Origin of the sequence: Bacillus sp. FJAT-45350 (assembly GCF_002335805.1) — a bacterium.
In the GTDB taxonomy this organism is placed as follows: Bacteria; Bacillota; Bacilli; order Bacillales; family NISU01; genus FJAT-45350.
Map to the genome: position 1 here is coordinate 1,686,630 of NZ_NISU01000001.1, position 16,501 is coordinate 1,703,130.

The window sequence follows — 16,501 nt, forward strand, 5'->3', positions numbered from 1 at the left end:
TTAGTCTTTTTCCGTTAAGGGTTCTTCATATATTACGTCATATTCTATTTTCCCGTTTTAAACATCGTCATTACTTCTCTTAATTCTACAGCTAGCTTTGCTAGGTTTTGAGCGTCATTCGCAATTTGGTTAGCGGATGATGCTTGCTGGTCTGTAGTTGCACTTACTTCTTCTGCACCTGCTGAAGCTTGCTGTGTGACAGCTGAAATACTTTCCATATTCCTACCGATTTCTTCGCCGATTCTTTCTAAATCCTGTACAGACTCGAAGATTGATTTGTTCCTTTCTAATACCTCATCCACATAAGCTGCAATTTCTGTAAAGGCTTGACTTGCTTTTTGTACAGTCTCAGTCCCTTCCTTTACAACACCTTCTCCTTTTTGGATTGAGTTTACAGCACGTTGACTTTCTGTCTGGGTATCCTTGATGAGCCTAGAAATCTTATCAGCTGACTCACTTGTCTCACTAGCTAATTTTCGGACCTCATCTGCTACAACTGCAAATCCCTTTCCGTGCTCCCCTGCTCTAGCTGCTTCAATTGAAGCGTTTAATGCAAGAAGGTTTGTTTGTTCTGCAATACTTGTAATCATCCCAATGATATGTCCTATTTCTTTTGATTGGTTATCCAATCGACCAATTGTAACTGATGTTTCTTTTACTGTCATATCCACATCATTCATCTTCTCTAATGCATACTGAGCGGATTGTAGTCCTTTTTCAGCTGAGCTTTTACTATTTGTAGATGTGTCGATAACTTCATTAGTGTAATTTGATATTTTCTTTACTGTATCAATCATTGTATTCATTCGACTAGTTGTGTTTGTTACTGAATCAGCAATATCTGTTGTACCTTGAGCTAATTCTGATATCGTAACAGCTACTTGCTGGGATGCCTCCTTCGTTTCAGAGCTAGAACGTATAAGGGTATCTGATGAATCTTTGACAGTAGAACTAACATTGTCTATTTTATAAAGTAATTCTTGTATCTTCTTTACCATTTTATCAAAGTTATTACTTAGTATCCCAACCTCATCCTTAGATTGACTTGATGATGATACGGTTAAATCCCCTAATGCCACTTGAGATGTTAAATCACTAAGCTTTTGGATTGGACTTACTAGACTTCTTGCAAAAATAAATACTATGATAATACTAAATAAAAGAACTACTGCAGCCGTGACAAAAGATAGCATCGCTAAATATGAAAGATTACCTGTAATTTCTTTAACTGGTGCAGAAATGACGAATCCCCATTTAGTTAATGGAATCATCGTATAAAAAGCATAGCTTTCTACCTGATTATCCTTATAAACAGCCGTACCTGTTTCATTATCTAACACATTAGAAACAATTCCCCTTAGTTCACTATTCTCACTCTCTAATAAATTAACATCCATGATAACGCTTTCATCTGGATGAGCAATAACTGTACCTCTCTCATCAACCAAAAAGGCGAACCCGTCTTGCCCAATAGTAAATTCTCCAACTAATGTTTGAATATCTGCAATTGGCACAGTGGCAATGAAGACTCCAGAAAAAATTCCATTAGAGTATATCGGAGTACTTACTACTATAATCATTTCCTCAGTTGCTCGTGAAATAAGTGGTTCTGATAGGACTGTTTCCTCTCTTGCAACTGTATCTATATAATACTGACGATCTTTAACGTCTACTTCTCCCCCGGAATCTACATATGCAACCCCATCTAAACTAACGATTCCAAGCGAATCAAAACCATTTAACCGTCCTATTTCTCTTGCTATGTAAGGTACTACTGTTGTTGGGTTCATTGTTTGAACCAATTCAGTATTTGCTATTAACTCTACTTCACTTACTTTTTGTGAGAAAAAATTATTAATATCATTTCGTGCACTTTCTAAACTGATTTCCGTTTTTTCCGCAAACTCAAGCTCCAGGAATTCTTTGGCTTTGTTATGGTTAATAATCGCAACTAGTACGAGTGCTATAACTAAAACAGGCAAAACAACTAATAATAATTTCGTGCGCAAACTCTTCACATCACCATCCCCTTTCAAGTGTTTTTAATGACATTTAGCTTAAAGGTGCTATAGTCCCTCTTTGTCATCGGACGTACTATAAAACACTGCTATTGTCAGAAAAATAAATCTATTTACCTACTATCATACCAAACTATCAAATAAAGGCAATATAATATAAAGAATATACTGAATTGCATCCATAAAAAAATATAAGTTACAGTTTATATGCTAATTATTTCACCTCTACTATTATTTTTAAAAGAAATTTAAACAAATGATATAGCTTACTACCTAGTATATTGTATATATTTAACATATTATCATAATTATTCTATATCAACTATTTCTATTTTTACAATTCTTCATAGAACAAAACCGCAAAAGCGGTATTTGTTTGATGCAATGTTTTGATGCAATGTGCAGAGCCACTACCTGTTTTAAAGTATAGTGACAAGTGGGTTTCTTGGCGCTATACGCGTAGTGCGCGGAGCCATTGCCCTTCTTTGAATAAGCTTTCACTTATCCACAGCTTAAGTATTTTTTAATTTCCTAAACCTCAAAAAAAACGAATACCACCTCGCTTTCGAAGGTAGTATTCGCTCTGAGTATTTCCTATTTCATAACTTTACACATATTATTAGTAAATTCTACTGGGTCTTCAAGCGGTAATCCTTCAATTAGAAGCGCTTGATTGTATAGTAGGTTAGTGTAAAGGTTTAATTTTTCTTTATCACTTTCAAAAGCAGACTTTAAAGAGCTGAAGATTTCATGACTTGTATTAATTTCTAATACTTTATCAGCCTGTACATTTTGATTATCAGGCATCGCCTTAAGAATCTTCTCCATTTCAATACTAACTTCACCAACAGTTGATAAGCAAACCGGGTGATTTTTTAATCTTTTTGATACCTTTACATCTGTTACTTTTCCTGAAAGAATTTCCTTCAGTGAATCAAAAAGCTCTTTGTTGTCACTTTGCTCTGCCTCTGCTGACTCTTTTCCTTCGTCTTCAATCCCTAAATCTCCACTTGATACTGATTTGAATTCTTTTTCTTTATATGCCATAAGCATGCGAATTGCGAACTCATCCACTTCATCTGTAAAGTAAAGAATCTCATAGCCTTTATCTGCAACTAGCTCAGTTTGTGGCATTTTTTCGATTCTGTCATATGATTCACCAGAAGCATAATAGATGAATTTCTGGTCGTCTGCCATTCTAGATACGTATTCATCTAGAGTCACCATCTTCTTCTCTTTTGAAGAATAGAACATTAGTAGGTCTTGTAATTCCTCTTTATTTGCTCCAAAGTCACTGTATACGCCATACTTTAACTGGCGACCAAATGAATTATAGAATTCTTCGTACTTTTCTCTTTCATCCTTTAATAAGCTTTGAAGCTGACTGCTGATTTTCTTTCTGATGTTTTTTGCAATTAGCTTTAATTGGCGGTCATGTTGAAGAATTTCACGTGAAATGTTTAATGATAAATCCTCTGAATCAACCATCCCTTTAACAAAGCTAAAGTAATCAGGAAGTAAATCAGAACATTTCTCCATGATTAACACACCGCTAGAATATAGCTCTAAGCCTTTTTCAAATTCCTTTGTGTAGTAATCATAAGGCATTTTTTCTGGAATAAATAAAATCGAATTGTATCTAACAGCTCCGTCTACACTAATATGGATATGCTTCAGTGGCTTGTCAAATCCATAATGCTTCTCAGAATAGAAGTTTTCGTAATCTTCTGTAGTCAACTCATTCTTATTCTTTCTCCAAATAGGAACCATGCTGTTAATCGTTTCTTCTTCTTGATATTCAACAAATTCCTCTTCGTTATCTTCTTTAGGCTTGGACACAGTTACGTCCATTTTAATAGGGTAACGAATAAAGTCTGAGTATTTCTTTATAATAGATTTAAGACGGTATTCTTCTAAATACTCATCGTATTGGTCATCTTCCGTGTTTTCTTTGATTTTCAAAGTAATTTCTGTACCGACAGATTCTTTTTCAGTTGGAACAATTATATATCCTTCTGTCCCCTTTGATTCCCATTTGTATGCTTCTTCACTACCACGTGCTTTACTGATAACTGTAACCTCATCAGCAACCATAAATGATGAGTAGAACCCTACTCCAAATTGTCCGATGATATCATGACCATCTTTACTTTCATTTTCATTTTTAAAAGCTAATGAACCACTTTTCGCGATAGTTCCAAGATTATTTTCTAATTCCTCTTTAGTCATACCAATACCAGTATCTGTAATCACTAATAACCTATTTTCTTTATCAGCTGTTACTTTTATGTAATAATCCCCTTGGTCAAAACTTATAGTATCGTCTGTCAATGCCTTATAATACATTTTATCAATTGCATCACTTGAGTTAGAAATTAATTCTCTTAAAAATATTTCTTTCTGAGAATAGATAGAGTTAATCATCATTTCTAACAATCGTTTTGATTCTGCTTTAAATTGTTTCGTTGTCATATTCAGTTCTCCTTTCAAATGTCACTTTCTATATTAGCACTCTACATACGAGAGTGCTAATTCATCTCCTTATTTTACATATCCAACAGAAAGTGTCAAGAATTGTAGGTAATTTACCGATCGAGAAAAAGTAGTTTTTTTGTCTTAATATGCGCTTGCCCGGAAAATATTTCTAAAGACAAGTGCAGTAATTGAACTTTTTAGTTTGCCGGTGATAGAATTATTATAAGTTAGTATAAAATGGCTTGATTGTAGGCAACAAATAACTTTTACGTTTGGTTTATTATTTCTCTGTTTTTCAGTAGTCATTAAATGAGGTGATTTAATGAAGCTTGTTGTCATTTCAGACACACATATTCCAAAACGAGCTAAGGGGCTACCTTCAAAATTGATAGCTGATTTAAAGGATGCAGAATTGATAATCCATGCTGGTGATTGGCAAACGGTAGATATTTATCATGAGTTAGCTACTTATGGGGAATTAAAAGGTGTTATCGGCAATGTCGATAATGAAGAATTACAAAGAATATTACCTGAGTCGTTAGTGCTAGAAGTTAACAACTTTAGAATTGGAGTCGTACACGGACATGGGAAAGGGCTAACAACTGAGAAACGTGCGCTAGCTACATTTAAAGAGCAGAACGTAGACTGTATTATATTTGGTCATTCGCACATACCCGTTAATAAAATGCATGAAGGAATCTTACTCTTTAATCCAGGAAGTGCGACAGATAAACGAAGACAAGCACAGTATTCCTATGGGGTATTAACATTAAATGAAGAAATTTCTGCACAGCATGTATTCTATGATGAGAAACATTGAATATGAAAGAAGATGTTGAGACAAAAGGTCCGTTTTGGAGGCTGCTGAAAAAGTGTGATTTTCACTTTTTCAGCGGCCTTTCGTTTTGACCTTTTGCCCAAACCTCCCTTTCTTCTCTTTTTTTAATTTGAGCGATATGTTTTCGTCGAAACTGTATAGTCTCTAAGTTGAGCACGGTCTACTTCATAACCGATTCCTGGTGATTCCGGTACAATAATTGTTCCATTTTCTACAAGTACTTCAGGTTCTATTATATCTTTTCTCCAGTAGTGAGAAGATGCCGCCGTATCACCAGGCATCACAAACTGAGCTAGTGTTGTAATTGCAATATTATGTGCTCGACCAATCCCGGCCTCTAGCATCCCACCACACCAAACTGGAATATTATGCTGTGCACAATAATCGTGAATTTTAATAGCCTCGGTTAAGCCACCTACACGTCCAATTTTAATGTTTATAATTTTGCAACTTCCTAATTCAATTGCTTTTCTAGTATCTTCAAGTGAATGTATGCTCTCATCCAAGCAAATCGGAGTTTTTATTTCTTTTTGTAGTGTTGCATGGTCAATTATGTCATCATGTGCAAGTGGTTGCTCAATCATCATAAGATTAAATTGATCTAATTTTTTAAGGTGATCAATATCTTTTAAAGTATAGGCAGAGTTCGCATCAGCCATTAGTAATATATCAGGAAACTTTTGGCGTACTTCTCTTATGACATCAATATCCCAGCCTGGCTTAATTTTAATTTTTATTCTTTTATAACCATCTTCTACATTACGGTTTACTTTCGTAAGTAAATCATCTATTGAAGGCTGTATGCCTAAACTAACTCCAACATCAATAACCTTTCTATCCCCACCAATAAGTTGATATAAAGGCAACTTGCATTTCTTTGCATATAAGTCCCAGATGGCACCCTCTATACTTGCCTTTGCCATTGTATTTCTTCGAATAGGAGCAAATCGTTCTGCCACCTCTTTTGGGTGATGTATTGTTTTTTCGAGCAAGGCTGGAATAAGAAAATCTTCGAGAACATGCTGATTCGTTTCAACTGTTTCCTCACTATACCAAGGAGAAGAAAAAGCAGCAGATTCTCCCCAGCCTACCGTACCATCCGCATCCTTTGCTTCAACGACAATAAAATCTTTGTCATGAAATGTGCCAAAGCTCGTTGTGAATGGGGAATTTAGCTCCATTTGAACTCTATGTAATGTGATAGATTCTAAGTTTATGATTATGTCCTTCATCGGCTTCCTCCTCCTTTTCATCCTAAAAGTAATTGTTCTTTACGGACAAATAAATAAAAATGTACATCAGAGTTACGTTGTTTGACTATTTTTGACGCTACAAATCCAGCTCTTAATAATGCTTGAAAAGCCTTTCTCGTTTTCAATCGCCAATCCAATGCCAATGATGGATCTGCTTTTTTTATATGTTGAAATTTTTCTGGTAACGGAACCCACCAATGGTCGTTTTCTTCTAGTTGGACAACTTCTTTTTCACGTAATTTAGGTAGTCCTTCGCTTGTTATTTCATTATCGAATAATGAATGGTCATTGCTGTAAGTAAACTCATCTAACCATGGCTGTTCCATTTCAACATGTCCAGAACCGATGAACCACTCTACTTTAAAACGATCTGTTGGTAGACCTTTGTTTAGTGAGTCATTTAACTCTCCGTAACAATTCTCAATATAAACAGCTCCTATTCCACGAAGCTTCGTAAGATTTAAGTAGCCATTAACACTTTCTAATGGATCATAAGTCCAAGTAATTTTTGAATATCCTTGCTTCAATGCGATATTCCGTTGTTTCAGCTTCAATTGTCGACCAATGCCACGCCCCTGGTATTGTGGTTGAATTCCCATCATATGTGAGCAGAGATACGTTTTTCCATTCTCAAAACCAGGAAACGAATAATTAAATCCAATTAAGTAATCGTTAACATAAGCTCCTATCATAATTCCCCCATTTTTAATCGCTGTTAGCGTTTGGTGAATAGGGACTGGAGCCATTTCCCACACTTCTTCCTCTAAGCGTTGGACTTGTTCTAATTCAGGAATCGTCGTGATATTTTTAAATGTAATCACTTTAGTCAACGTTACCCTCTCCTTCTAGCTTTTTAAAAGTTAGTTGGACTGTCCTTGTTAATATTTCTATCCCTTTAAGCATCGCATCTCTATCAAATGACATATGCGGATGATGTAAGCCCGGTTTTAAATCACACCCTAACCCAAGCATCGTTGCTTTGAGATGAGGACGTTCAATCGTATAAAAGTGGAAGTCTTCTCCACCCGATGTAATAACTGGAGAGACAAGATTTTCTTCACCTATTGATTGGGCAATTGATTCAGCCATAATAGCTTGTGCTTCTTCTGAGACCTCGGCAGCAACTACACGACCTTCATATGATATTTGTATGTCAACATCATGAAATTCTGCTAAAGATTTTACTATTCTCTCTGCTTTTTCAACAAGCTCATTCATAGTGTGATTCGTTTGCGCACGTAAATCTAAGCTGAATTGAGCTGAGCCAGGAATCGTATTTGCATTTTCTCCTCCAGCGGTAAATTGTGTAGGTTTAATTGTATATGGAACCATTGGATTCAAATGAATTCCTTTAATTTGAGATAAAATATCCATACCAACTTCAATCGCATTCGTACCAAGGTGAGGTCTTGCTCCGTGTGTGTCAGTACCGATAATATTTAGCTTCATAAATAAAGCCGCTCCGTGAATAATCGCTGGACTTGCCTTTCCATTCTCAACCTCTTGAATCGGTCTTAGATGAACACCATAAAGGTAATCCACATCATCTAATACCTTCTTTTCAATCATCTTTAAAGCGCCTTCCCCCATTTCTTCTGCTGGTTGGAAAAGTAACTTTAACGTTCCTTTTTTAGGAGTAAAATTCATTTTTTCTAAAGTTAAAAGTACACCCAACGCCATTGTCATATGTGCGTCATGTCCGCAAGAGTGGTTACCGCAAAATTGTCCATCAACCTCTTGCCATAATGCATCCATATCAGCACGGACTGCGACAACTGGCTTTCCACTACCAATTTCTCCGACGACCCCTGTGCAATCTTTAAATGTTGTCGTTTTATATCCGTGTTCTTTTAATAAAGTTTCTAAGTATTTTGTCGTTTCAAATTCCTTCCAGCTAATCTCTGGATTTTGATGTAAATGGCTAAATATTTCTGTAACCTTCGTTTTTATTTCGTTTATCATTAATTCCATTGAAAATACCTCCTAATAGTAAAGAGAGCACTGAAAAAGTGTGATTTTCATTTATTTAGTGACCTGAAATAGAAGTAATACTCGAAGCCGTTGCCTCTTTTCAAAAGCCCGCTATGAGTGGTTTTTCATAGCACGTGCGCAACGTGCGAAGCCATTACCACTTCTCGAATCGTCTATCATGGACTTTTTCAGTGCCCTCATTGTAAACCTGGTCTATTTTCTCCTCTAACTAGAGAAAAAATCATCTAGTTGCAATGCTTCATACTTTTGCTTACGCTGTTCAAATCGTTCTCTATCATGTACAGTAACACCGGCTATAATTGCATTCATTAATGAAAAGACTGCCGGTCCATGGTCAAGTGTTGATTGTCCTTGAAGTTGTATCGGAATATGGTAATCTGCATGCTCTGTAATTGGTGCAACAATAGAGTCTGTAATCGCTATTACACTTCCCCCTTGTCGCTTCACAACTTCAGCAAGCTTAATTGTCTCCTTTGCATAGCGATGGAAGGAAAATGCTATGAATGTACTCTTTTCATTCATATTTGATAAAAGTTGAATCAGGTCATCAGTTCCAGGGTGAAATAACTTGGTGTTTCCACGTACCACATTTAATGTAAATGAAAACCACTGTGCCAGCGCATATGATGTCCTAAGTCCTGAAACTAGGATTTGCTCTGATTCGATAATCTTCTTTACAACACGATGAATATCCTCGTCATTTATTTGGTCAATCATTCGTTGGATCTTTCCTTGGTCTTTCTTCATTGCTTGTAAATAAAATTGAGGCTCATCTCCAATATCTTCTTTATCTACTTGAAAACTATGTAGGCTACTTTTTGTGTTCAGAAGGTGTGTTCTCACTTCCTTCTGAAGCTCACTGTAACCACTATAATCTAATGCATAACAAAAACGGATGACTGTCGTTTCACTAACCTCTACTTCTTTTCCAACTTGAGCTGCAGATTGCATTGCAAATGTTTCGGGATTTGCAAGTAAATAGGAAGCTACTTTCTTCATCCCTTTTGATAGGGTTATATATTCACTTTCTATTTTATGCTTGTAATTATTCATTTGTCCATCTCCCTATGAAGTTACCACTTCAACATTAACAAATAGTGAAGTCTAGACTTTGCTGATGATTGTAACATTTAATTAGAAATTTCACAATTATTGGATGTAATTTTTTAGAATGAAATGATATTAAAGGATTAAATGTTCGTACTAAGTACTTACAGCTTAAAGTTAACTATAAAAATTTTAGATGAATAACTAAGCTTCTTGAAACAAATAGTAGTAGCATTGATTATGTTATGAAGGAGGTGTGAAGAATGGACGCACAACGAGCGCAAGAAATCTCTGCTTCTACAACGATGGCGAATGTGATGTTTAATGGTGAACCTGTTTACATAGAACATGTGGACCAAAGTAATGGAAAAGCAACAATTCATGCCCTTAACAATCCAAATAATAAACAAAGTGTTTTAGTTACGAATCTACTTGAGCAATAATTATAGGATGGGTATCGCAATAAGGTAATAAAATAGACCTCTTGCGATACTTTTTAAATTTTTAACGGTTTAGCCAATCACCACATGGAGTTTTATTTAATCTGCTTGCCTTTAATCTAGGAAATACATAGACAAGTCTTCAGTTTCTACTGTACAGGTCACTCTTTCATACAATAAAAAGGCTATCACCATCAGTGATAACCTTTTTTTCCTATTTCATTTCAAACAAACCTTCTTGTTTTGTTAATATTCCATAGAGGTCTTCAAGTGTTCCCCTATCATCAATTGCATAGCTAGGCTCGCCCTTGTCAATCACATATCCTTCAACTAAGTAGGTTTTCATCCCAATACTAGAAGCAATCATGTCTTCTTGAATATGATTACCGACCATCATACACTCGTTAGGTTGTACGCCGAGACGTTCACAAATCTCTTGATAATACTCTACATGAGGTTTAGTATAGGAGCTCTCCTCATATACCGTTACTACTTCAAATGGTAAATCATCAATTCCAGCCCATTTTAATCTGTGTGTAATTGCTGACTTTGGAAACACTGGATTCGTTGCGATAGCGACACGGTAACCTTGCTTCACGGCTTCCTCCACTACTTTTCTTGCAATCGGTGTTGGCTGACATAACGTAGAAAACGTCGGGAAAACATTGTCATAAAAGTGGTCCAATGTTGGCCAAATCTCTTCTTTTTTAACGTTTGCAAGAGATAAGAATTTTTGTTCGAATACCTTTTCATTCGTTAAAGACCCTTCCATGTTCTTCATCATGGCATCAGTCCCTGCCAATAAAGCTTTCACAAACTCTTCTGGATCCATGATATGTGCAACTCTTGGTGCTAGTTCTTTTATGTAATGTTTGACGAATGCATTCGTATCCATAGGGAGCAATGTCCCATCTAAATCAAATAAAATCGCTTTAATCATTGTAGAAAATCCTTTCATTTTAAATTATATACTTCCTCAAACTATATCATATGTCGCTCTGTAGGAATAATAATTGCATAGTAGAAGAGGATAAAAAGTAAATATTATGAATAAGGATGTTGTTATTTTGTTACGAAGAATAGTATTGATAACTTGTGTACTGTTTCTAATTGGATTTACAGATCATTCTCTCTTACGTGTTGCAAAAGCTACTGAAGAACAACCGAAAAATGTTATTCTCATGATCGGTGATGGTATGGGGTTTGGACAGATTGAAATCGCAAGACTACTTGAGCATGGAAAAGAAGGTACGTTATTTATGGAGACCCTCCCCTACTCTGCTTTAAGTAAAACTCATTCAAACGACAATATGGTTACTGATTCAGCTGCAGCAGGTACTGCAATTGCAACTGGTCAGAAAACGAATAATGGAATGGTTGGTATAAATCCAAATGGAAATAAGCTAACAAGTATATTAGCTGAGTTTAAGAAACAAGGCAAAACTGTTGGTATAGTTAGTACTAATTCAGTGACTGACGCTACACCAGCTGCTTTTGTCGCAAATACAACTCACCGATCACATGATGCTAAAATTGCTCGTCAGATTTTTGATAGTCGTATAGATATTATCCTCGGTGGCGGGGCAAAGTTTTTTGAACCAAATGCTCAAAACGGAACTGACTTATTAAAAGAATTTGCTCAAGATGGCTATGAAGTAGTACGTACTAAGGATGAATTGAATCATTATTCACCGAATCATCTTTCAAAATTAATCGGTTTATTTACTTCGAGTCATATGAACTTTATCGCTGATAAAAAGATAAAAAATAGTATTGAACCCACTCTCTTAGAGATGAGCAAAGCAGCGATTGAAACAGGAGCTCAAGACAAAGATGGCTTCTTTTTAATGATTGAAGGAGCAAGAATTGACCATGCCGCTCACTCCGCTGATTTTACAAGTATTTGGAAAGAAACTATCGAATTCGACAAGACAGTCGAATTTGCTGTTAATTGGGCAAAGGAAGATGGCGATACATTGGTTGTTGTTTTAGCTGACCATGAAACGATGGGTACTTCAGCTACAGAAATGATGGATCTTGAGGGATTAAGAAATATTGCTGTTTCAACAGACTACATGGCTAATCAATTCGAAGTTGATAAACAAACAAATACGTATACGAAAGAAAGTATCCGAGATGTATTTCTTGAATACGCAAATATAGAAATAACAGATGCACAAATGAATGAGCTAAAAAGAGCAATTGCTCAACTAAGGAGTTTAAAAGGTGAAATCGTTCCCGAACGATTAGTCGCCTGGGAGCTAGGTAGTATTATTGCCAATCACTACCGAGGAGGAGTGCTTGATAGTCAATATCGAAAAGAAAGCGCTACTAATGGACATTCAGCTAATATGGTCCCTATTTTCAGTTATGGGATAGGTGCTGAACGCTTTCAAGGAGTACTAGATAATACAGATATACCAAAGTTGGTAAGGGAGCTAGCAATTTTAGAATAGGAATTATCGTATTATATTTTTCATATTCGTTGCTTCCCTTTTCGGATGAGACTTGATGATTTAGTCATACTAGCGAAGAATAACTTGTGTGAGGTGAATTGTATGAATTTAAAATCAGGTACATATTATTGGTCTAGCACCTTCCCTGATGCACCGAGCTCTCCTTCAATAAATGAAGATAGTAATTGTGATGTATTGATTGTCGGCGGTTGAACAGACCCTACTTAAATAAATAATAATAAAAACAGCGCCTTGCTCTCTAAATGAGCAAGGCGCTATTCACTCGATTACCTTTATCTCAATAACTAGTGGTAACACTGGTGTTCACAGGAATCTCCCGCTTCAAATTTCGTTAGAATTTAAGCGGTGAGTAGTTCAAAAAAACAATGAAAATACAATTCCGACAAATCCTAATAAAGCTAATACGTACACTGGTTTCACTGGCATTTCACCGTTGTTCTCCATTGCCCTACCGAACATAAAGAACACGAGCGGATGGACGAGGAACGGCATGGAGAAAATGAATGGAATTAATAGTGCTGCATCCATTCCAAACATTCCTTCTTGAGTGGCAGCAAACAATCCAAAATGCGAAATCGCAGAAGCTTGCGCCATAGCCGAATACTCCATCGTAAGTGGACTTAATGTTAAGAAGGCAAGCCCTCCAAAGACCGCACATATTTGCCAACCGAATGAAAATTGCATAAGGGCAGTTACTTCATTTCGGTCCTCCCCATTCGCCTTTCGAAGGTTTTTCAACGATAAGACAGTTAAGAAAATCCCTATTGCAACAAGAATCAGTGACGGTCCAATCCATAGGCTCCCCCGTTCAGCACTTATTGCTAATATAGAAAACACAAACACATGTCCAAAGAATGGAATATTTATCATAATTGGCGCGCGTGTTGCGGCAACTTTACCAAAGTCTCCAGCGGTACAAGCACCCGTTAAACCCGAGTGTGATAACGCTCCTGCCATACCCGGTGCTAGATTTCGTGCATTGGCTGTTCGTGCAAAATACATAAGAAGTGCGATTCCACCGAACATCCATAAGAGTTGACCGAAAAATGCATATACTAAGACTGCATTGATTCCTTGAATGGCAAAAGCATCTCCAATCCGCGAACCACCAATTAAGAAGTTTGCTGCAAGAACTATTGGTATCCCCGCAAACAATAATGACCGTAATGTCGGACCAAACGACCACTTATAAAAAACAGCTCCTAACCCTGCTGCAATCATCATTGCAAAGAAAATTTGTGGTAACGCAATAATTGGAGCAACCACCTGAGCTACATAAAAGGAACCTAACAAAATTCCGATTATAGCTACTATCTCAATAACACCTTTTCTAAGGTATAGATGTTTATTTGAAATTTGTGCTTTATTATCAATCAAGATGATCGAGCCAACTAGTCCAATATAAGCAACAACAGGATAATAAGAAGCAAAAATATCCCCTGTGTTCGTTCCAAGTAAAACACGGCTTACCCCTTCAATACCAAGAAGTAAAAAAAATGCTCGTACGATGAAAAAGAATTGGGTACGACCTGTTCCAAGAAGAAACTCTTCTTCTGAAGTCACAACCATATCATCAGCTTCTAACGGCTTTTTTCCTAGAATTTTTCGTAGTTCTTGTCCTCCAACAAAGAAAGAAACGGTAAGAGCGATAATTGTCGTTTTTGCCATTAAATCAATGAACGGGAAATTTTCAAGTCCTGGTGTAGACACGCCACTTAGTTCGAGTAAATACCCCATTGTTAGTCCAAAAATAACAATAATCAATATAGGTGAATATCTCGTTCCTGCAACAACTGTTCTAGATATAAGAACCATTGGAACTAGAAAGAATAAAATAATCCAAAACTGATTAAGTAGATGTAAACTCGTTAGTTGTTCAATATTCTCCATGTATAAACTCCTCAATTTCTAAAATTACTAGCTGTATAGATAAGAAGTTATCTTACCTTAAATATGATACAGAAACAATTTAATTTTGGGTTACAGTCAGATGTTCCATTTTTCTTTAAATTTTGCCTACTATTAAAATCCCACTAATGCACATTATTAGTCAAAATCGACCAAACTAGGTATACTAATTTTGATTTATTATGAATGGAGGTATTTTCTATGTTAATTGAAATGTGGACAGACTTCGCTTGACCATTTTGCTATATTGGCAAAAGGCGTCTGGAGGATGCCCTAAAAAAAATAGAACACCCTGTAAAAGTCGAATACCGTTGCTTTGAGTTAGATCCAGCAGCGGAACGAGATGTGTCATACAATATGTACGAAAAGTTAAACCAGAAATATGGTATGAGTATTGAGCAAGCGAAGACAAACTGTAATAGCATGGCACAATCGGCGAAAGAAGTTGGCTTAGATTTTCAGTTTGACACGCTGAAGCTAACGAATACATTTGATGCTCATCGCTTAGTTATGTTTGCAACCGCAAAAGGATATATGCATGAAATGACAGATAGAATTCTAAGAGCGTACTATACAGAGTCTAAACATATAGGTGATCATGCTACTTTAATTGACTTGGCTGTCGAAGTTGGATTAGAGCGTGATGAGGTTACAGCAATGTTAGCGAGCGATGACATGAGTGAAGTCGTTCGTAGTGATGAACAACAAGCAGAACAATACGGGATTAGAAGTATCCCCTTCTTTATCGTGAATAAAAAATATTCGATTTCAGGTGCACAACCATCAGAAGTGTTCCACCAATCTTTACAACAAATCTTCGACGAAGACGGTCCTTATACTGTAGAGTAGTTGACGGACTGACAATCCTTTAAACATGCGATTACTGCTTGTTCTAATAGGGATACGGACTTAGATTCCGTTATTACGTCTATTACTAAGCCAAATTTCATGTATAACACTAAATAACTGATTCCATGTCCTATAAATTCTTTTTTTAGCTTAGTTTTAAAACATAACGGATTCTATGTCCTCCAGTTCTTAATCGAAAGCAATGAGCGTAACCGCCACCATCTTTTTAAAGCTCGTTGTGAGTGGATTTCTCACAACGGGGGCTTGTAGCGAGTGAAGCCATTGCTATTATTTTAACTTGTTTTGTCCCAACCTCCTACTAACCATTCTCTGTTCTTCACGTACGTAAGCATATGTTTAGACAAAACAGTACAAACACTTTAAAATGAAACTTGGTAATATATCTCACATTCAGTTATCTTTAAATCGAGATAATTTATCTTAAGGGAGTTGGCAATAATACACTTGATGGAACTCTATAGAGCTCTCTGCAATTATAGTCCTCTCACCTATCAAGGAAAAAAAGGAGCGATTACATTGAAACAAACACTCACAGTTCAAGAAGCAATTGAATCTCGTCACAGTATTCGAACATTCGTTCAGGAACCAATACCAAAGGAAGACATTACGCAAATTTTTGAACTTGTACGTTTATCTCCTAGTGCATGGAATCTTCAACCTTGGCGTTTTCATGTAATTACAGATAATGAACTGAAGGAAAAATTAGAGGCAGTAGCGTACGGACAAAAACAAGTCACTTCTGCCCCTGCAGTTATCATTGTAGAAAGTAATATGGAAGATACACTTGAAAACTTGCCAGAAACTGTTCACCCTGGTCTATCACCTGAACAAAAGGAAGATTCAGTTACTAATTTAACTGGAATCTTTGAAGGAATGAGTGTTGAAGAAAGAGCTCAATGGGCACTTGCTCAAACAAATATTGCGCTTGGCTTTCTGTTAATTAGCATTCAAGGACTCGGATATTCTAGTGTACCAATGCTAGGGTTTGAAGCAGACAAAGTGAAGGAACTGCTAAACATTCCTGCCCACTCAAAACTTGCTGCCATGGTCCCATTTGGTCGTCCAGCTGGCGAGGGACATCCGCATCACCGTTTTGCGCTAGATAAAATTGTAAATTATAAATAAGAAGAAAGGGTTGTTGCACTAATGCAGCAACCCTTTCTTCAATTAATAATCACTTAAG

At 36.4% G+C, this 16,501-nt stretch carries 13 protein-coding genes and 1 pseudogene; 5 read left to right on the forward strand and 9 right to left on the reverse strand.

The window, feature by feature from the left end; genetic code table 11:
* Window positions 1-44: 44 nt before the first annotated feature.
* The 3 genes and pseudogenes from CD003_RS22610 to htpG form a co-directional block, all read right to left on the reverse strand.
* Entirely contained in the window at window positions 45-998 is a 954-nt protein-coding gene (locus tag CD003_RS22610; protein WP_373558561.1) for a methyl-accepting chemotaxis protein, read from the reverse strand.
* Window positions 990-2,018 (reverse strand): annotated as a pseudogene (locus tag CD003_RS22615) (cache domain-containing protein); the annotation flags it as partial. The gene CD003_RS22610 and the pseudogene CD003_RS22615, both read right to left, overlap by 9 nt.
* A 594-nt stretch (window positions 2,019-2,612) precedes the next feature.
* Entirely contained in the window at window positions 2,613-4,490 is a 1,878-nt protein-coding gene (gene htpG, locus CD003_RS08570; RefSeq protein ID WP_096200717.1) for a molecular chaperone HtpG, read from the reverse strand.
* A 325-nt stretch (window positions 4,491-4,815) separates the two neighbouring features.
* On the opposite strand from htpG, the gene CD003_RS08575 reads away from it, so the two are divergent.
* On the forward strand, window positions 4,816-5,313 hold the full coding sequence (locus CD003_RS08575; protein WP_096200718.1) for a metallophosphoesterase family protein: 498 nt from the start codon (window positions 4,816-4,818) through the stop codon (window positions 5,311-5,313).
* Between the two features lie 122 nt (window positions 5,314-5,435).
* On the opposite strand, the gene menC is transcribed toward CD003_RS08575, so the two are convergent.
* From menC to CD003_RS08595, 4 genes are all read right to left on the reverse strand, one after another.
* Window positions 5,436-6,554 (reverse strand): o-succinylbenzoate synthase, encoded by a 1,119-nt coding sequence (gene menC, locus CD003_RS08580; protein WP_179295586.1) that lies wholly within the window; start codon window positions 6,552-6,554, stop codon window positions 5,436-5,438.
* Between the two features lie 26 nt (window positions 6,555-6,580).
* Window positions 6,581-7,405 carry a GNAT family N-acetyltransferase gene (locus CD003_RS08585; protein WP_306453958.1) on the reverse strand — a complete coding sequence of 275 codons (825 nt, stop codon included), beginning with the start codon at window positions 7,403-7,405 and terminating at the stop codon, window positions 6,581-6,583.
* Between the two features lies 1 nt (window position 7,406).
* Window positions 7,407-8,555, reverse strand: coding sequence for a M20 peptidase aminoacylase family protein (locus CD003_RS08590; protein ID WP_096200720.1), 1,149 nt, complete (start codon window positions 8,553-8,555; stop codon window positions 7,407-7,409).
* Window positions 8,556-8,780: 225 nt separating this feature from the next.
* On the reverse strand, window positions 8,781-9,629 hold the full coding sequence (locus CD003_RS08595) for a MurR/RpiR family transcriptional regulator (RefSeq protein ID WP_096200721.1): 849 nt from the start codon (window positions 9,627-9,629) through the stop codon (window positions 8,781-8,783).
* A 257-nt stretch (window positions 9,630-9,886) separates the two neighbouring features.
* Between CD003_RS08595 and CD003_RS08600 the strand changes: the two genes are divergently transcribed.
* Complete coding sequence (locus tag CD003_RS08600) at window positions 9,887-10,066, forward strand: H-type small acid-soluble spore protein (protein WP_096200722.1); 180 nt, start codon at window positions 9,887-9,889, stop codon at window positions 10,064-10,066.
* A 211-nt stretch (window positions 10,067-10,277) separates the two neighbouring features.
* Here the strand turns inward: CD003_RS08600 and CD003_RS08605 are convergent, their stop codons facing one another.
* A complete protein-coding gene (locus CD003_RS08605; RefSeq protein ID WP_096202300.1) occupies window positions 10,278-11,003 on the reverse strand; it encodes an HAD family hydrolase in 726 nt (241 codons plus the stop codon).
* 127 nt (window positions 11,004-11,130) lie between these two features.
* On the opposite strand from CD003_RS08605, the gene CD003_RS08610 reads away from it, so the two are divergent.
* Window positions 11,131-12,519 carry an alkaline phosphatase gene (locus CD003_RS08610; protein ID WP_257008278.1) on the forward strand — a complete coding sequence of 463 codons (1,389 nt, stop codon included), beginning with the start codon at window positions 11,131-11,133 and terminating at the stop codon, window positions 12,517-12,519.
* A 375-nt stretch (window positions 12,520-12,894) separates the two neighbouring features.
* Here the strand turns inward: CD003_RS08610 and CD003_RS08615 are convergent, their stop codons facing one another.
* Window positions 12,895-14,430: a hypothetical protein gene (locus CD003_RS08615; RefSeq protein ID WP_096200724.1), complete on the reverse strand. Its 1,536-nt coding sequence runs from the start codon at window positions 14,428-14,430 to the stop codon at window positions 12,895-12,897.
* Window positions 14,431-14,694: 264 nt separating this feature from the next.
* On the opposite strand from CD003_RS08615, the gene CD003_RS08620 reads away from it, so the two are divergent.
* On the forward strand, window positions 14,695-15,297 hold the full coding sequence (locus CD003_RS08620) for a DsbA family oxidoreductase (protein ID WP_096200725.1): 603 nt from the start codon (window positions 14,695-14,697) through the stop codon (window positions 15,295-15,297).
* Window positions 15,298-15,834: 537 nt separating this feature from the next.
* A complete protein-coding gene (locus tag CD003_RS08625) occupies window positions 15,835-16,443 on the forward strand; it encodes a nitroreductase family protein (RefSeq protein WP_257008279.1) in 609 nt (202 codons plus the stop codon).
* The last annotated feature ends 58 nt before the right edge of the window (window positions 16,444-16,501 follow it).